At 63.7% G+C, this 17,782-nt stretch carries 16 protein-coding genes; 1 reads left to right on the forward strand and 15 read right to left on the reverse strand.

Translation table 11 applies throughout. The features are described from left to right. Window positions 1–56 precede the first annotated feature (56 nt). The 8 genes from IF10I1_RS03910 to IF10I1_RS03945 all read right to left on the reverse strand — a co-directional run bounded on the left by IF10I1_RS03910 (window position 57) and on the right by IF10I1_RS03945 (window position 9,047). Window positions 57–1,124: a Gfo/Idh/MocA family protein gene (locus tag IF10I1_RS03910; protein ID WP_186391255.1), complete on the reverse strand. Its 1,068-nt coding sequence runs from the start codon at window positions 1,122–1,124 to the stop codon at window positions 57–59. Continuing rightward, window positions 1,121–2,155, reverse strand: a complete 1,035-nt coding sequence (locus IF10I1_RS03915) for a Gfo/Idh/MocA family protein (RefSeq protein WP_186391256.1) — start codon at window positions 2,153–2,155, stop codon at window positions 1,121–1,123. The genes IF10I1_RS03910 and IF10I1_RS03915 overlap by 4 nt, the downstream gene beginning before the upstream one ends. A gap of 27 nt (window positions 2,156–2,182) precedes the next feature. Further along, window positions 2,183–3,472: a Gfo/Idh/MocA family protein gene (locus tag IF10I1_RS03920; RefSeq protein ID WP_186391257.1), complete on the reverse strand. Its 1,290-nt coding sequence runs from the start codon at window positions 3,470–3,472 to the stop codon at window positions 2,183–2,185. Between the two features lie 101 nt (window positions 3,473–3,573). After that, entirely contained in the window at window positions 3,574–4,662 is a 1,089-nt protein-coding gene (locus IF10I1_RS03925) for an ABC transporter ATP-binding protein (RefSeq protein ID WP_186391258.1), read from the reverse strand. 26 nt (window positions 4,663–4,688) lie between these two features. Further along, window positions 4,689–5,477 (reverse strand): carbohydrate ABC transporter permease, encoded by a 789-nt coding sequence (locus tag IF10I1_RS03930; protein WP_244284565.1) that lies wholly within the window; start codon window positions 5,475–5,477, stop codon window positions 4,689–4,691. 109 nt (window positions 5,478–5,586) lie between these two features. Continuing rightward, a complete protein-coding gene (locus tag IF10I1_RS03935) occupies window positions 5,587–6,480 on the reverse strand; it encodes a carbohydrate ABC transporter permease (RefSeq protein WP_186391260.1) in 894 nt (297 codons plus the stop codon). Window positions 6,481–6,553: 73 nt separating this feature from the next. Continuing rightward, window positions 6,554–7,834, reverse strand: coding sequence for an ABC transporter substrate-binding protein (locus IF10I1_RS03940; protein ID WP_208977558.1), 1,281 nt, complete (start codon window positions 7,832–7,834; stop codon window positions 6,554–6,556). A 94-nt stretch (window positions 7,835–7,928) separates the two neighbouring features. Next, a complete protein-coding gene (locus tag IF10I1_RS03945; protein WP_186391261.1) occupies window positions 7,929–9,047 on the reverse strand; it encodes a glycoside hydrolase family 105 protein in 1,119 nt (372 codons plus the stop codon). Window positions 9,048–9,264: 217 nt separating this feature from the next. Here IF10I1_RS03945 and kdgR point away from each other — a divergent pair, with 217 nt between their 5' ends. Beyond that, on the forward strand, window positions 9,265–10,086 hold the full coding sequence (gene kdgR / locus IF10I1_RS03950) for a DNA-binding transcriptional regulator KdgR (protein ID WP_186391262.1): 822 nt from the start codon (window positions 9,265–9,267) through the stop codon (window positions 10,084–10,086). 306 nt (window positions 10,087–10,392) lie between these two features. Here the strand turns inward: kdgR and IF10I1_RS03955 are convergent, their stop codons facing one another. The 7 genes from IF10I1_RS03955 to IF10I1_RS03985 form a co-directional block, all read right to left on the reverse strand. Continuing rightward, the gene (locus IF10I1_RS03955) at window positions 10,393–11,784 is read right to left on the reverse strand and encodes an FGGY-family carbohydrate kinase (RefSeq protein WP_186391263.1); all 1,392 of its coding nucleotides are present in this window, start codon (window positions 11,782–11,784) and stop codon (window positions 10,393–10,395) included. A gap of 6 nt (window positions 11,785–11,790) precedes the next feature. Continuing rightward, on the reverse strand, window positions 11,791–12,105 hold the full coding sequence (gene rhaM, locus IF10I1_RS03960; protein WP_019965533.1) for an L-rhamnose mutarotase: 315 nt from the start codon (window positions 12,103–12,105) through the stop codon (window positions 11,791–11,793). A 1-nt stretch (window position 12,106) separates the two neighbouring features. Beyond that, complete coding sequence (locus IF10I1_RS03965) at window positions 12,107–13,147, reverse strand: ABC transporter permease (RefSeq protein ID WP_186391264.1); 1,041 nt, start codon at window positions 13,145–13,147, stop codon at window positions 12,107–12,109. Beyond that, window positions 13,144–14,127: an ABC transporter permease gene (locus tag IF10I1_RS03970; RefSeq protein WP_186391265.1), complete on the reverse strand. Its 984-nt coding sequence runs from the start codon at window positions 14,125–14,127 to the stop codon at window positions 13,144–13,146. Before IF10I1_RS03970 ends, IF10I1_RS03965 begins: the two co-directional genes overlap by 4 nt. Next, window positions 14,124–15,680 (reverse strand): sugar ABC transporter ATP-binding protein, encoded by a 1,557-nt coding sequence (locus tag IF10I1_RS03975; protein ID WP_186391356.1) that lies wholly within the window; start codon window positions 15,678–15,680, stop codon window positions 14,124–14,126. The genes IF10I1_RS03970 and IF10I1_RS03975 overlap by 4 nt, the downstream gene beginning before the upstream one ends. A 139-nt stretch (window positions 15,681–15,819) precedes the next feature. After that, window positions 15,820–16,812 carry a rhamnose ABC transporter substrate-binding protein gene (gene rhaS / locus IF10I1_RS03980; RefSeq protein ID WP_050474835.1) on the reverse strand — a complete coding sequence of 331 codons (993 nt, stop codon included), beginning with the start codon at window positions 16,810–16,812 and terminating at the stop codon, window positions 15,820–15,822. A gap of 60 nt (window positions 16,813–16,872) precedes the next feature. Then, entirely contained in the window at window positions 16,873–17,679 is an 807-nt protein-coding gene (locus IF10I1_RS03985; protein ID WP_186391266.1) for a DeoR/GlpR family DNA-binding transcription regulator, read from the reverse strand. Window positions 17,680–17,782 lie beyond the last annotated feature (103 nt).

Genomic DNA, 17,782 nt, shown 5'->3' on the forward strand with positions numbered 1-17,782 from the left:
GACCAGCTCTTGATGGGTCAAGCTCATTGCGAGTTGGTAGCAGCGGCACAGCCCGTTCAGGGCTGCCAGCCGCCATAAAGCGGATGGTCTGCGGAGAGCGGCAGCTTGACGAGGCCTTCGCCGCGCGCAGAAGCATAGAGCGCCGTCATCAGCTCCACCGAATGGCGCGCCTCGGCGAGGCTGGGCAGGTAGAGATCCGGCTGGCCGCTGAGCCTTGCGTGAATGTCGGCAAGCTGCCCGGCGTAGCGCAGCGGCGGTTCGGCAGCGGCGGCCACAACAGCATCGATTTCCGCCTGACGGGCCGGATCCGTGGCCTCGAACGTCCAGGGACCGGCGCCGATCTGATAGGGATGCGTGCCGGATGTCGCGGTCACATGCTCGAAACAGGCACGGAAGCGGGACGAGTTTCCCGCCGCCCCCACCGTCACCGATGAGGTAGCCAGAGCGCCGCTGGCAAGCCGCAGGATGATGGCGGCGCAGTCTTCCGTCTCGATCGGGTTCACCCGCGTCTCGAGGAAGGCCGCCACCTCCTGCACATCGCCCATGAGGAAGGTGGCAAGGTTGTGGGCATGGCAGGCATGACTGACGATGACGCCGCCCATCTCGCCCGCCCAGGTGCCGCGCCAGGCCGGCGCGTAATAGGCTGCCCCGCGCTGCCAGTGGGTCTCGATGGACAGCGTATAGGCCTTGCCCAGCAGCCCCGCCTGCTTCAGCGCATGCACAGCCCGGTAGCCAGCGCCATAGCGGTACTGGAACACCGGAAACACCTGACGGCCAGAACGCTCCGCCGCTGCGATGATCTCGTCCGCCTCACGCAGGGACCCGGTCAACGGCTTTTCGCAGATGGCATGCTTGCCAGCTTCAAGCACTGCCAGCGTCACCGCATGATGCAGGCGCGGCGGCAGGCAGATAGCGGCAATCTCCACCTCAGGATCTGCCAGCACTTCGGCCATGTCCGTCACGGCCTTGCAACCCGGCACGGCGCTGGCCGCCTCTTCCGCCCGTGCCCTGTCCAGATCGCAGACATAGAGCAGGCTGTAGTGATCCGGCAGGCCGGCAATCGCCAGCGCATGCGCCTTGCCGATGCCAGCCCCCAGAACGGCAATACCTATCGGACGGCTCATTCTGCAGTCTCCCCCTGCCCTGCCGCTTCCGCCATCTGCTGTGCTGTCAGGGCCAGTTCCGTTGCCAGAAAGGCGTGCGCCTGCGGCATCGCGCTTTCGCCCCGCGCCAGAATGTCCGCGCAGAGCGCCGCGAAATAGGGTTTCCCGGCCCCTTCGGCGTTGAGATAGTGCGTGCCGCTACGGTCCGACAGGAACACGTGATCCTTGCCCGGACGGCCCGCGATGTCGATGTATTTGCGCAGCTCGATGAAGCCTTCGGTGCCCAGAATGGTCATGCGCCCATCGCCCCAGACCGGCAGGCCATCCGGCGTCAGCCAGTCCACCCGGGCGTAACCGCGCCCGCCGCTCCCCTCCAACAGAACCTCGCCGAAGTCCTGAAAGCCGGGCCGCTCAGCATTGGCCACATTGCCCGCATGGGCGCTGACCACCCTTGCAGTGGTGGAGCCGGTGAAGAACAGGAACTGGTCGAACTGATGCGCGCAGATATCCGTGAGGATGCCGCCAGAGCGCTCGCGGGCCCAGAACCAGTCCAGGCGCGTTGCCGCATTCAGCCGGTGGGGCCCAAGACCAATGGTCTGCACCACCTTGCCGATCCGCCCTTCCGCGATCAATTGCCCGGCCAGCGTGGCGCTTTCCACCTGCAGCCGCTCGGAGAAGCAGACGGACCAGATCCGCCCGGTTTCCGCCTGCACCTGCCGGATCTGCGCCAGCTGCTCCAGCGAGGTGCAGCCCGGCTTGTCCACCATCACGTCCTTGCCGTGGCGCATGGCGGCGATGGCGACCCGCGCCCTGTCCGCATTCACTGCAGCGCTCAGGATGATGTCGAGGCTGCCATCCTCCAGAATGGCGGCCTCCTCGCGCTGCGGCACGTCAGGAAACAGGCTGCGGAAGGCGGCGCGTTCCGCATCGCCCGTGTCCACGCCCGTGCTCCAGGCAACGATCTGCGCACCCGCCGCCCGCATGGACGCGGCCATGCCGAGAATATGGCCATGGTCAACGCCGATGACGCCAACCCGGATCACCCGTTCCATGACGGCCTCCCTGTTTCTCTTCCGGACTTAAAGCTTGATGCCGCGGGCCCGCAGCATGGTGGGAATGTTCACGGCGGAGCCGGTCTCGATGGACATGTTGGCGGCAATGCCGGTCAGGATCGACCAACCGCCCGCGACATGGTCCGAAGCACGGCCAAAGCGGTCGGGCTCCATGCCCTCTGGATCGAAGATATAGCCCAGCATCACCGGATCGGCGCCGCCGTGATGGCCTTCACCGTGCGGTACGTCGAGCATGCGCGGATGCTCTCCGGCCAGATGCAACTCGGTCGTCACCGCATCCCCACCCGCATGGGCACGCTCGCCGCCGAACACGCCATGCACTTCCACATGCCGGTGGGTGATGTCGCCCTTCGTGCCCTGGAACTTGATCTCCAGCCCCTCCCAGGGGGAATAGGCGGTCAGGGTGTAATTGGCTGTCACGCCGGAGGCATAGCGGATGTGGGCCTGCATCGTGTCCTCGATGCCGATATCCGCATCAAAGACGCAGCGGTCGCGGTAATAGCCATCCTCGTCCTCCGCCTCCCGGTAGAGGCTGCGCAGGTTTGCATCGCCGTCCATGTTCAGCTCGAAATCGCAGGACGAGGCAACCGCGCAGTCCGCGCAGCGGGTGCCGCGCCCGCCCAGGCCCAGCTCCACCGCCATCTCCGGCCGGTAGAAAGCCCGGCGGCCGGAGGCGAACACATCCACCGGCACGGAGCCGAGCCACCAGTTCAGCAGATCGAAATGATGGGTGGACTTGTGCACCAGCAGCCCGCCGGAATTTTCCTTCTGCCGGTGCCAGCGGCGGAAATAGTCAGCTCCGTGCACCCGGTCGAGATGCCAGCGGAAATCGACCGCCGTCACCGTGCCGATGGCGCCCGACATGATCAGCTCCTTGATCTGCGTGCGGGCCGGGGAATAGCGGTAGTTGAAGGTGACCATCACCTTGCGGCCGGTGCGGGCCTGCGCGTCGAGGATCATCTTCAGCCGCGTCAGGTCGATCGTCAGCGGCTTCTCGCAGATCACATCGCAGCCCGCCTCGAAGGCGCGGACGATATAGTCGCTGTGCAGGAAATCCGGCGTTGCCACCACCACCGTGTCCGGCTTCTGCTCGGTGATCAGCCGGTCGAAATCGCCCGCCAGATAGGTCGCAACGCCATTGGTGCCGGGCTGCGAGGCCGCTTCCGCCGCCAGCCGCAGCCGGTGGCCGTTGCTGTCGCACAGGGCGACGATCTCGTGCTTGTCCGAGTAATCCTCGACAACAGAATCGCGGAACATCTTGTGCCGCGATCCGCATCCAACGATGGCTATCTTCACTGGTTCTGGCTCTCGTTATACCAAGTCTTCCGATGCTGACGCATCACGCCTTGAAATTGCTCATGCCCGCACGGGCTTGACCGGCACTCAATGAGCGAGGCTCATTGAGTGCCGGCATTGGCAGCCCCGGTGCGCTGGCCCGAGGCATCGAAGTAATGAAGGTCTGACGGATCGAAGCCGACCGGCACCGCATCTCCGGCGCGGAAGGCGCGGCGGCTGGAATCGCTGACCAGCAGCACCTGGCCATTCGCCAGCACCACATGCAGCAGCGTCTCGCTGCCAAGATATTCGACAAGGCGAAGGCTGCCCTGCCCCTGCACTTCCCCTTCGCCGATGCGCATGGCCTCCGGGCGGATGCCAAGCGTCAGCTTGGCGTCACTGGTGGCCAGCTGCGGGATGGTGAAGCGGCCAAAGCCCTCCACATCCGCCGCAGACGCACCATCAACGGCAGAATGGCTGGCCGTCATCAGGTTGATCTTGGGCGAGCCGATGAAACCGGCAACAAAGAGATTGCGGGGCTTCGTGTAAAGCTCCTGCGGCGTGCCCACCTGCTCGATCTTGCCGCCGCGCAGCACGACGATCCGGCTGGCCATGGTCATGGCTTCCACCTGGTCGTGGGTCACGTAAATCATCGTGGTGCCGAGGCGGTTGTAAAGTGCGGCGAGTTCGGCGCGCATCTGCACGCGCAGCTCTGCGTCGAGGTTCGACAGCGGTTCGTCGAAGAGGAAGAGTTTCGGCTCACGCACGATGGCACGGCCGATGGCCACACGCTGCTTCTGCCCGCCGGACAGCTGGCGCGGCTTGCGCTCCATCAGCGCCTCGATCTGCAGGATGCGCGCCGCCTCCGCCACGCGCCGGGCCACTTCCGCTTTCGGCACATTGAAATTCTGCAGGCCGAAAGCGAGGTTCTTGGCGACGCTCATATGCGGGTAGAGCGCGTAGCTCTGGAACACCATCGACAGCTCGCGTTTGGAAGCGGGCAGATCGTTGACGATGGTGCTGCCGATGGAAATCGTGCCCTCGGAGATATCCTCCAGCCCGGCAATCATGCGCAGCAGGGTGGACTTGCCGCAGCCCGAAGGGCCGACGAGCACCAGAAATTCCCCGTCCACCACGTCGAGATCAAGCCCCTTGATGATGCTGAGCTTGCCGTAGCTCTTGCCGACGTTGCGAAGTGTCAATCCAGCCATAGTTATGTTCCCTTGGAGCCCTGCTCTCACTTCATTCCGGAGGTCGCGATGCCGCGCACGATCAGCTTCTGGAAGGCCACGAAGAAGATCAGCACCGGCACGAGCGAGAGCACCGACATGGCAAACATCTGTCCGTAGAGGGACTGGCCCTCCTGATCGAGGAACAGGCGAAGCGCCAGCGGCACGGTGTAGCTCTTGATGTCATTGAGGTAGATGAGCGGGGCGAGGAAATCCTCCCACACCCAGATCAGCGAGAAGATCGCCGCCGTGGCCATGGCCGGCAGGGACAGGGGCAGGATGATGGCCCAGTAGATCTTGAAAGGCGAACAGCCGTCGATCATCGCCGCCTCGTCCAGCTCCCGCGGCAGCTGGCGGAAGAACTGCACCATCAGGAAGATGAAAAAGCCATCTGCCGCCAGGAAGCGCGGCACCACCAGCGGCAGGTAGGTGTCCACCCAGCCAAGATTGAGGAACATCACATACTGCGGGATCAGCACCACGTGATAGGGGATCATCAGCGTCATCATCATCAGCGCGAAGAAGAAGCTGCGCCCCGTGAACTGCAGCCGCGCAAAGGCATAGGCCGCAAAGGAGCAGGAGATCAGGTTGCCGATGACCGACAGCACCGTGACGATGGTGGAGTTGATGTAGAAGGTGGTGAAAGGCACCGGCAGGGCAAACCAGCCCTTGGTGTAATTGTCGAACTGGAAGCTCGACGGCCACAGCGACAGGCTGCCGAAAATCTCGTTTTCCGGCTTCAGCGAGGAGGCCGTCAGCCAGAACAGCGGATAAAGCATCACGACCGAAAACAGCATCAGGAACAGATGCTTCAGGTAACGGCCGTTGCGCTCGCGCCGGTCGCGCTTCAGGCGCAGTTCGTGGGCGATGCGTGCGGCTTCATCGGCCTCGATGGCCTTGTCCAGGTCAGTCGCGGTCGTTGTCATAGTGCACCCAGTATTTCGAGGTGAAGAAGGCAAGCGCCGTGAAGGCCGCAATGATCAGCAGCAACACCCAGGCCAGTGCCGAGGCATAGCCCATGCGGAAGAATTTGAAGGCCTCGTTGAACAGATAGACCGTGAAGAACAGCAGGCTGTCCGCCGGAGCCCCGACACCGTTCGAAATGATGAAGGCGCTGGAGAAGGTCTTGAAGGCATCGATTGTCTGGAGGACCAGATTGAAGAAGATCACCGGTGCCAGCAGCGGCAGCGTGATGCGGGTGAACTGGCGCCATTTCGGCGTGCCGTCAATTTCCGCCGCCTCATAGAGATCCCTTGGAATGCCGCGCAAGCCAGCCAGGAAGATCAGCATCGGCGAACCGAACTGCCAGACGGCCAGCGCCACCAGCGTGTAGAGCGAGGTCTTCGGATTGGTGATCCAGTCCGTCCCGGAAATGCCGAAGAAGCCCAGCACCTCGTTGACGACGCCAGAGGCCGCAAACAGCTCGCGCCAGAGAATGGCGATGGCAACGGAAGCCCCGAGCAGGGAGGGCAGATAGAAGATCGCACGGTAAAGGCTGATGGTCCGCAGCCCCTTGTCCAGCAGCATCGCCACCGCCAGCGCAAAGGCCAGACGGGCCGGAACGGCCAGAACCACGTAGGTGAACGTCACCTCCAGTGCCTTCCAGAACCGGCGGTCGCGGCTGAACATGTATTCATAATTGCCAAGACCAACCCAGCGCGGATCACTCACCATGTCGTATCTGGTGAAGGACAGGTAGAGCGAGACGAGGATCGGCCCGAGGGCCAGAAGGAAGAAGCCGAGCAGCCACGGAGACAGGAACAAATATCCGGGCGCGTTGCGGGCGAGGAACCGTTTCATGAAAGGCAGGCCTTGTCTTGCAGGCATCCGCCCCGCCGGAAGGTGGGGCGGATGGTTCCAGGCAATGCGCGTATCAGCGTGCGCGTTCGATGATCGACTGGGCGTCGTCGATGAACTCCGCACCGGCATCGGCGGGTGTCTGCGTGCCGAGGATCACATTCGAGGCCGTGCGCATGAAGGCATCCCGCACCTCGCCCGCGCCCTTGGGCTGCGGCATCGGCAGCGGGCCGACCTTGTCCTGAATGGCCGTGAAGTAATCGACCGTGCGCTTCTCGATGGAGCTGAAGGACGGCGCCAGCGCCTCACGCACCTTCGGCGAGCAGGGAATGCCGCGTTCAAGGCCGAGAATGCCGGTGATCTCCGGGTCATTCACCCAGTCGTTCATATAGGCCATGGCCGCATCCACGTCCTTGGCATCGCGCGACAGGGAGAGGAACATGGACGGCTTGATGAACTGGCCCGGCTCGCCGCCGGCCAGATGCGGCAGCATGGCAGGACCTGCCTCGTCCTGCATCAGATCCTGCACACCCACGATCTGGTTCGACCAGATCAGCGACATGGCCGTATCGCCCTTGACGACACCGCGTTCGGCCAGTGCGGGATCCAGCATCAGCGCCCGGTCCCTGGGGGCCACGGCATCGGCCTTGCGCAGATCATCCCAGTACTGGAAGAAGGAAGCGGCGTCTTCGGCCGTCGCCGCCACGTTGCCATCGTTGTCGTAGAATTCGCGGCCGCGCTGGCGCACCCAGGCTTCCAGATATTCGATATAGGTGGAGAAGTCGTCCGTGCCCTTCACCCGGCCGCCGGACGCCTTGGTGATCTCCGCCGCGATCCGGGCGAAATCCTCATGGGTCCAGCTGTAGGGATCGAACTCGACGCGGGCGTCCTTGAAGACGCGGGCATTGAAGACGACCATCTGCGAGTTGGAGCCGATGTTCAGCGCATAAAGCTTGCCGTCCACCTTGCCGCCATCCAGCGGGCCCTGGTCGAAACCTTCGAGCATCAGCGTCTTGCCGATGTGATCATCCAGCGGCTGCAACGCGCCGCGGCCCACATATTCAAACAGGAAGCGGTGATCCATCTGCACCAGATCGGCCATGTTGCGGCCGGCCGTCTGGGTGGCCATCTTGGTCCAGTAGTCGCCCCAGCCGATGGTTTCGCCCGACACGGTGATGCCCGGATGCTTCTTCTGGAAGGCCTCGATCACGGCAAAGGTGCGCTTGTCGCGCTCCGGATTGCCCCACCAGTAGTGGCGGATCGTGCGGTTCTGGGCGAGGGCCGCGCCGCCAGGCATGGCAGCGGCCAGTGCAGCCAGACCCATTCCCCCAAGGACGGTTCTGCGTGTGACAGTCATTCTGGTCTCCTCCCTGTTTGGCCCGGAACCTCCATTCCGCGGCCTTTGTGCTCCGGCAGGGCTCCTCTCCCCGCCGCATTCCCCCGCAGCCCTGTCAGATGTAGCTGCGCAAAAGCTCCGTCAGGCACAACATGGCCATCGCCTGCCCGTAAGGCATCGAGGTCAGCTTGATCTCCCGGTAGAAATCGAGGTCACTTCCCATGGCAGTGCCAAAGGACACCTGCTGCAGCTCGCCATCCTCGCTGATGTTGGCAACAACACCGCGCATGGCACGCTCGGCCACTTCAAGGTATTCGCCAGGCAGATAGCGCTTGCGCACGCCCTTCATCAGGCCATAGGCAAAGCCCGCCGTGGCCGAGGCTTCCACATAGCTTGAAGGGTCGTCCAGCAGCGTGTTCCACAGGCCGCTTTCGTGCTGGTACTGCTTCAGCGCCGCCGCCTGACGGCCCAGCACCGACAGCAGATGGCGGCGCAGCGCGTCACCTTCCTTCAGGTCCAGCATCTCGATGAACTCAGGGATCGCAATGGTGATCCAGCTGTTGCCGCGCGCCCAGAGCGCCTGGGCAAAGTTGTGGTTGCCGTCAAAGCTCCAGCCGTGGAACCAGAGGCCGCTCTGCGTGTCCATCAGATACTGGGCATGCAGCAGGAACTGGTACTTCGCCTCTTCCACATACTCGGGGCGCCCCAGCACCAGCCCGGTCTTGGCCAGCGGCAGCACGCTCATCATCAGCGTGTCGTCCCACATCTGCTGGTCGTTGACGCTGTTGTAGACGATGTGCTGCAACCCGCCCTCGCGGGTGCGCGGCATCTCGTGCATCACCCATTCGGCCCAGGTTTCCAGATAGGGCACCCACTGCGGATTGGGCGCAAGCTCATGCAGCCAGGCGAGGGTGAAGAACGGGGCAACCGTGTTGATGTTCTTCGTCGGCGTGCCTTCCGCCAGCCGCGCCGAAAACCAGTCGCGGATGATGCGCATGGCCTGCGCATTGCCGGTCAGCTGCCAGTAGCGGAACAGGCCATAGAGCCCGATGCCATGGGTCCATTCCCAGCCGGCCCAACCCTTGGTATCAATGACGCGGCCATCCTCAAGGCGCAGCAGGAATTCCCCCGTCTTGTCCTCGATGCTGATGAGGTTCCCGGTCAGCCGGTCGATGAGGTCGCAGACCTCGTCCCGGGTGACAAACCTCTCCTTCTGCCGCAACAGCGGATGCATGCGCGATCTCCTCCCAGATACCGCTTGAAATTTTTTCGGAACGCAATTCCGTTATTGTCAGGCAACCACAATCCTGCAGCCTTGGCAATCAGTTAAACCGATTGAATCGTGATTTTCACGCGCCTGCATAAAGTTGCGCCATTTCCGGCTCGAGCCAGCTTGACAGGCAGAGATTCAAATTTCAGAATGGCATTTCAAAAAATACTGAACGAGAGAAATGCCCGACAGCAAGCCCAAGGCTTCTTCCAGAGCCGAACCCAAAACCGAAAATGCCGCTGCGGTCCTCAAGGTTTTCGCCGTGCTGGAGGCATTGGTTGACGAGCGGCAGGCAAGCCTTGCCGTCATCGCCCAGCGGGCCATGACGTCAAAGACCACGGCCCACCGTCTGCTGCAGACCATGGTGGACCTCGGTTATGCCGAGCAGGACGGGGACACGGAGAAATACCGCCTCACCCTCAAGCTCTTCAGCCTTGGTGCCCGCTCTCTCAACGAGGAATCGGACCTGATCCGCATCGCCGACAAGGTGATGGGACGCCTGTCCCGGGCGACGGGCGAATGCATCAATCTCGGCGTCATGGACGACCGGGAGCAGCGCGTCGCCTACATCCACAAATACGATTCCTTCTACAACCTCTCCACCCAATCCACCCTCGGCCGCCGCAATCCGCTGCACAGCACCTCGCTGGGCAAGGCCTTGCTCGCCTGGCGCAGCGACGAGGAGATCGGCGAGCGCCTCGCCCGCATGGAGATGCCGAAGCTGGCCCCGCGCACGATCACCGACGCAGACGCCCTTTTCGCCGCCATTCTTCAGGTCCGCGCGCAAGGCTTTGCCGAAGAGATCGAGGAAAGCGAGGCCGGCGTGCGCTGCATGGCCATTCCGGTTCTGGACCATCTGGGCCGCTCCATCGCCGCCATCAGCATTTCCTTCCCGCTGTTCCGCTTCGATGAAACCCGCAAGGCCGAATACGCAGGCCTGCTGAAATCTGCCTCCCGCGAAGCCTCCACCGCGCTGGGCTGCCCGCCGGACAAGCTGGTGTGATACCGTCCGGAGCGTGGCCGTGTTTGCATCGAACGGCAAGGAGAAGGAAGGCCGTCCTATAGCCTCGGCGCCCCTCTTCCCCCTTGAGGGGGAGATGTCTGCGATAGCAGACAGAGGGGGGTAGCAGCGCTTCACCATGGCCTTAACTTTCATTCAAACGGACAGTCCGTTACCCCCCTCTGCCCCCTGCCGGGGGCATCTCCCCCTCAAGGGGGGAGAAGAACTGGAGCCTGACTGGCAGCCCGGAAAAACATCACTCCGCCAGGAGGAGGGCTGAGAAGAAGACACTTGTCCCACGCCCTCAGTTCAGCCCTCAGCCACAGCCCCCCGCCACGCAGCGGCGTAGGCGGCAAGACCGTCTTCCGGTATGACAGCCGCCGCCTCATCCTGCGCCGTGCCTTCCCCCTCCCGCCCGTCATCTCCTGCCAGCAGCAGCGCCGCACCGATGCTGGTGCCGGTAACCGACCCGTCACCAACCTGCACCTTGCGGGCCGTGGAGCCTTCCAGCATGGCGAGGTAAAGCCGGTTGGCGGCAAACGGTCCTTCCACAATCACCGGCCCTTCCCCCCCGGTCATGGCAAGGCATTCCGCCGTCACAAGCGCCAAATAGAAGGACACCGCCGCGTAGCGCTGGCCATCAGACAGACCGGCCTCGTCCACGCTCCAGCGCTGCGCCCTGCCCTGAAACGGACCGGAGCGCGGTTCGACGGCGGGCAGAAGCAGGATGGAACGGTCCAGAACCTGCTGCACGTCAGCATCCGTGCTGGCTCTGTCATGCCCCTCCATCATCAGATCAAACTCGCGCCCGCCCATGAACCGGGCCGACGGCACCGCGCCACCCAGTGCATTGACATTGACCAGCGTGTCGCGGGCCGGATCGAGCGTTACGTGCCCGCCCCCAACGCTGAGCGAAATCACCCAGGTGCCGGTGGAGACGACGGAGAAAGCCCCCTGCCGGACCAGAAGATGCGGATAGAGCGAAGCGTTGCTGTCATGGATGCCGCAGGCAACGGGTAGGCCTTCCGGCAGCCCGGCCCGTTCCGCCACATCCGGCAGCAGCGGGCCCAGCACGTCACCAGCCTTGCGCACCGGCGCCATGCGGCCCTCAAGCCCGAGCCGTGACACCAGCGGCGAAAACACGCCCTCGAACGGGTTCCACAGATCCGTATGGCAGCCCAGTGACGTCACCTCGCAGGCGGTAACGCCCGTCAGGCGATAGGTCCAGTATTGCGGATAGGTGAGAACCTGCGCGGTGCGCTTCCGCAGGCCCGCTTGCGTTTCCATCAGCCAGTGAAGCTGCGCCCCCAGATTGAGCCCCATGGGCAGGCGCGGCGAGCCCGTCTGCGCAAAATCGGGCCGCAGGGCATCATATTGGCCGGCAAGGTCATCCGGGCCGGTGAACTCATAGTCGAGCACAGGAGTGGCCAGCTTGCCGGAGGCATCCAGCAGCACGGCAGACGCGCCATGGGTGGTGACGCTGACGCCGTCAATCCGGTGCTCTGCCGCCAGCTCCTTCAGGCTTTCCAGAAAGAAACTCCAGAGCCCTTCCACATCGAAATGCGGATAGGGCCCATCCGTCAGCACAAGGTTCGGCCGCCGCCGCACGCCCAGCTCCTGCCGGCGCGCGATGTCCACCACCGCCACCTTGGCGTTGGTCTTGCCGATGTCGATCACCGCGATGTTGCGCAAGCTGGTCATGCCGGATCAGTCCATGTGGAAGACGGTTTCGAGCGCAATCGCCACCGGCTCGTTGTCCGGCTTCGTTTCCATGATATCGGCCATATGCGCCCACCAGCGCTGCATCACCGGCGACGCCGGAAGGCTTGCCACCTTCTCGGCGCTCTCGCGCCACATCACGGCGAAGAGGATATTCGTCTCCCGGTCGAGATGGATGGAGTAGTCGCGGATGCCGGCTTCCTTCAGCAGGGCGGACAGCTCCGGCCAGATCTCGTCATGGCGGCGGCGGTATTCGGCCTCCATGCCGGGATTGAGCTTCATCTTGAAGGCATATTTCTCCATCTCACGCTCCCTTGCGGCGCTGCAGGATCTGGCGGGCAAGGCGCGGCAGGGCGATGACGCCGATCAGCAGCAGGCCGGTGAAGATCGACATGACGATGCCCGGCACGTTGAGAAGACCGAGACCGAAGGTGACCAGCCCCATCACCAGCGCCGCGATGACGACCCCGGCGATGCTGCCCGCCCCGCCCAGAATGCTGACCCCGCCCAGCACCACCATGGTCACCACCTCCAGCTCCATGCCCGAGGCGATGGACGGACGCGTTGCGCCAAGCCGCGAGGTGAGACACACGGCGGCAACGCCGGACATGAGGCCGGTGAGCAGGAACAGGGCAAATTTCACCCGCGCCACCCGGATGCCGGAGAAGAGCGCCGCCACCGGATTGTTGCCGATGGCATAGACCGCCCGGCCGAAGGTGGTGGCATGCAGCAGCAGGCCGAACAGCACGGCGAGCACGGCAAAGAGCACCAGCTCGAAGGAGATCACCCACCAGACATAGCCCTGCCCGAACCAGGCGAAGGACGCCGGATAGCCGGTAAAGGCCTTGTCGCCCAGCACGATGTAGGAGATGCCGCGGAAGAGGCTCATGGTGCCGATGGTGACGACAATCGACGGCAGGCCCAGACCCGTGACGAGTGCGCCGTTCACCACCCCGCACAGCAGCCCGGCACCGAGGCCGATGGCCACCAGCGTGGGCGTGTCGGCCCCCATCTGCACCGCATAGCCCATGGCGGTTGAGGCGAGTGCGATGATGGCGGCGACCGACAGGTCAATCTCGCCGGAGATGATCAGCAGCGCCATGGCAAAGGCGATCATCGCCTTTTCGGTGAAGTTGAACGTGGCATCCGACAGGTTCCACGGATCGAGGAAATAGGGCGAGGCCAGCGCATTCAGGATGAAAATCGCCACGGCGACGCCGAAGAGCATCAGTTCCCAGCTTGAGGTGATCCGCTGCAGCGGGCTGCGCAGCCGGTCGGGGATCTGCCGCCCGCCGCCGGGCGCCCCAGAGCCGGAGCCGGGGGTGGGAAGGGAAACGGATGTCATGCCGTGTGCTCCGCCGCTTTCAGGATGACCCGGCCCTTCGGCCGGTTCTGGGTAACATTGACCGCCACTGCAATCAGGATGGCCGAGCCGGAGATGGCGAGCTGCCAGAAGGGCGAGACATTGACCACCGGCAGCGCATTCTTGATGATGCCGAGGAACAGCGCCCCCAGCACCGCGCCTGCCACGCTACCCGCACCGCCAGCGATGGAAATGCCGCCGATGACGCAGGCCGCCACCACATCCAGCTCAAAGCCAGCGGCAATATCCACGTAAGCGACCGCATAGCGCGCCACCCAGAGATAGCCGGTGAGCCCGGCCAGCGCGCCGGACAGCACGAAGGCAGCGCATTGGGTACGGCCCGTGTCGATGCCTGCATATTGCGCCGCATGCGGATTGCCGCCCACCGCATGGAAAGCGCGGCCCAGCGCGGTGCGGGTGACCAGAATGGCAAAGCCGGTGACAACCGCAATCGCAATCCAGGACAGCACCGGCAGGCCCAGAACCGCCGTGCGCGGAAAAGCCTTGAAGGCATCGCTCATCTGATGCGCGTTGATCCAGCGCCCTTCGGAAATCAGGAAGATGATGCCCCGGAAGATGGTCATCGTTCCGAGCGTCACCACGATCGGCGGGATCGACAGGCGCCAGACCAGCAGGCCGTTGATCAGCCCGAGCCCCGCGCCCAGCGTGATGGACAGGAGAATGATCAGCGGCACCGGCAGATCCGGCATCATGGTGTTGACCAGCGCCGCCACCATGCCCGTGAGCGCCAGGTTGGCCGCCACCGACAAATCGATGCAGCGGGTCAGGATCACCGCCATCTGCCCCAGCGCCAGAATGATCAGCGGCGCCGTGTCATTGAACACGCTGGCGAGATTGGCAGGCGCGACAAAGCCGGGAAAGCGCGAGGCGATCAGCCCGGTCAGCGCCACCATTGCGCCCGCCAGCACCAGCTCGCGGCCATGGGAAAGACGGATGCTCATGCGTGGCCCTCCTCGATCCCGGCAGCGGCCCGGACCAGATTTTCCGGCGTCATCGCCTCTCCCTCGAATTCGGCGGCAATCCGCCCTTCGCGCATCACGATCACCCGGTCGGACATGCCCAGCACCTCCGGAATCTCGGACGAGACGAGAATGACCGCGAGCCCTTCGCCCGCCAGTTCCGCCATGAACTCATGCACCGCCGCCTTGGAGCCGATGTCTATGCCCTTGGTCGGCTCGTCCAGAATGATGACCCGGGGCCGGGTCGCCAGCCATTTGGCGATGATCACCTTCTGCTGGTTGCCGCCCGAGAGAAGGCCGATATCCTGATCGAGCGCAGCCGCCCGCAGGTCCAGCCGGCGGGTGTAGTCCCGCGCCAGCGCAAACTCTTCCGTCATCTTGAGAAAGCCCTTGCGGGAAACGGCCTGCAGCGACGGCAGGGTGACATTCTGGAAGATCGGCAGGCCCTTCACCGCCCCCTGCTTGCCCCGGTCCTCCGGCACATAGACGATGCCCTGCCGGATGGCCGCATTGGGGGAGCGGATCACCGCCACCTCGCCGTCAATGCGGATCGCGCCCTTGGAGGGTTTTGTGATACCGAACAGCGCCTGCATGAACTCGCTGCGGCCGGCCCCGACCAGGCCATAGAAGCCAAGGATTTCACCGGCGCGCAGGGTGAAGTTGATGTCCTCGAACTCGGTCGGGTGAGAGTAGCCCACCACCTTCAGCAGCTCCCCGCCCAGCTTCGGGATGCGCTTGGGGAACACCTGATCCACCGGGCGGCCCACCATCATGCGCACAAGGTCGCCCTCGCGCACATCGCGGATATGCCCGGCGCCGGCAAGCTCCCCGTCGCGGAAGACGGTGTAGCGGTCGGCGACGCGGAAGATCTCGTCGAACTTGTGGCTGATGAAGAGGATGGCCTTTCCTTCGGCCTTCAGCCGGTCCACCAGCTCGTAGGTTTCCTCGATTTCCTTGTGCGACAGTGCCGCCGTCGGCTCGTCCATGATGACGACGCGCGCGTCAATCGACAGGGCACGGGCAATGGCCACCAGATGGCGGCTGGCAATGCCGAGGTCCTTCAGCTGCACGTCCGGATCAATCTGCGCGCCGATCCGCTCCAAAAGGCGCCGCGCCTGCGAGCGCATCTTGCGCCAGTCGATGAAGCCGAAGCGGCTGCGCGGGGCATGGCCGATGAAGATGTTCTCTGCCACTGTCAGCTCGTCAAAGAGCACGGTTTCCTGATGGATTGCCGTCACCCCGGCCTTTGCGGCTGCTTCCGCTGCGGGAAAGGTCACCGGCTGGCCGTCGACGCGGATCTCGCCTGCATCCGGCTGGTAGATGCCGGTCAGAACCTTGACGATGGTGGACTTGCCCGCGCCATTTTCACCCACCAGCGCCGTCACCTGCCCCGGATAGAGATCCAGCGACACGCCCGACAGCGCCTTGACGCCCGGAAAGGACTTGGAAATACCGGTCAGCGACAGGACCGGCTGGTCCTTTGCGCTGGCCGGGTGCAAGGCTGCACCCGGCTGATCCGGGAAGTTGGCAAGCATGGCAATGCCCCGGTTATGCCGGGGCATGGAACCCCGGCGTCATGTGTGATGTTTCATCGGGATCGCGGACGGTGCCCGGCCAGTGACGGCATCAGTGACGGCATGTCACGGCCGGACACATCTCGAGGCCTGGGAGGTCTCAGAAAATGTCCTTGAACTCGTCGATGTTGGAGCTGTCATAGACAAACGGGTCCGCCATGGCCCCCGTGTTGCTGTCATCCAGCGTCAAGGTGCCCATGCGGCCCATCGGAATTTCTGCGCCCGGCTTGGCTTCGGCCTTGCCGGTGGCAAGGTTGTAGGACAGCATCGTCGCGGCATAGCCGAGGTCGATCGGGTTCCAGATGGCGAAGGACTTGGAGGCACCCGACTTGATGTGACCGGCCATTTCGGACGGCAGGCCGAGACCCGTCACATTGACTTGACCGGCCTTGCCCGCATCGGTGACAGCCTGCGCCGCCGCAACGATGCCGACGGAGGTCGGGGCAATGATCGCCTTCAGATCCGGATAGGTCTGCATCAGTCCCTGGGCCTCACGGTAGGACTTGTCGGCAAGGTCATCGCCATAGACGGTGGCGACCACATTGATGCCCTTGTAGGTGTCCTTGACCTTGTTCATCTCCTCGATCCAGATGTTCTGGTTCGTCGCCGTGGCAGAGGCCGACAGAACGGCCACATCACCGCCCTCCGGCAGGTGATCTGCCGCCAGCTTGATGATCATGTTGCCGATCAGCGGATTGGACGAGGGGTTGAGATGCAGCTGGCGGCCTTCCGGTGCCACGCCCGAGTCCCACGAAATAACGGTGATGCCGCGGTCCATTGCCTTCTTCAGGGCCGGAACCAGCGCGTCCTGATCATTGGCCGAGATGGCAATCGCATCCACCCTCTGGGCGATCAGTGCATTGATCACCTCGATCTGGCCTTCAGCCGTGGTGCCGGTCGGACCGGTGTAGATGATCTCCACATCGCCCAGTTCCTTGGCAGCTTCCTGCGCGCCCTTGTTGGCCGCCTCGAAGAAGCCGATGCCCAGCGCCTTCACCACCAACGCAATGCGCTTGGTTTCGGCATGGGCCGGAGCGGAGAATGCGAGAGCAGCAACAGCGGTTGCCGCCAGAAGCGTCTTCATGAATGTCATTGTCTTCCTCCCAGTCATTCCACCGGCTGTTCCTCCCGCCGGTCAGAAATCGTTGTTTCGTCAGCCCCCGCCGGCGGCACTCGCCTGAGCGGCCTCGACGGGCGCTGCAATCACCCGCACCCCGGCCTGCTCCAGCATTTGCGCAGCGCTGTCCGGAATGCCCTCGTCGGTGATCACCGTGGTGATGCGGTCCAGCGGGCACAGGATCAGGCTGGAGCGGCTGCGGAATTTGGATGAGTCCGCCAGCACCACCAGTTCATCCGCCTGCCCGATCAGTTTCTGCTCCGCCTGGATGAGAAGCGGGTCCGCCTCCATCAGCCCCAGCGGGCCCAGACCTTGCGCCCCCATGAACATGCGCCGCGCATAGAAATTGCGCGTCACGTCATTGTCGAAGGGACTCAGGATGATGTTCTGCTCCCGGTAGATCACTCCGCCGGAGAGGATGATCGTGTTCTTCGAATGCTTGAGCAGGTGCTCGGCAATCGGGAACGAGTTGGTGAAGATCTGCATGCGCTTGCTGGCCAGCGGATGCACCATCTGGAAGGTGGTGGTGCCACCGTTGATGATGATCGCATCGCCGTCAGTGCAAAGCTCCACCGCCACCCGGGCAATCGCCCGCTTCTGCTGCGCGTTGATCGCCTCGTTGACGCTGAAGGGGCGGCCCGCCAGCCCGACGAACTGCGGCGGCGTGATAGATTCCGCTCCGCCGCGCACCCGGCGCAGCTTCTTCTGCACATGCAGCGCCGCGATATCCCGGCGGATGGTCGCTTCCGAGGAATCGGTCAGCGCCACCAGTTCCGCAACAGTCACGACCGGACGGTCCTGAACGGCGGACAAGATGATCCTGTGGCGCTCTTTCTCGTGCATGCAATCCTCCCGACTTCCCGCTCAGGCTTCCATCAAATTCGCGCAGTGTCAATCATGATTCGTCATATTGCTGCAATGCAGCGTCATTTTTGATCGATCATGA

The sequence above is a fragment of the Pannonibacter sp. I15F10I1 genome (assembly GCF_900185665.1).
Classification (GTDB): domain Bacteria; phylum Pseudomonadota; class Alphaproteobacteria; order Rhizobiales; family Stappiaceae; genus Pannonibacter; species Pannonibacter indicus.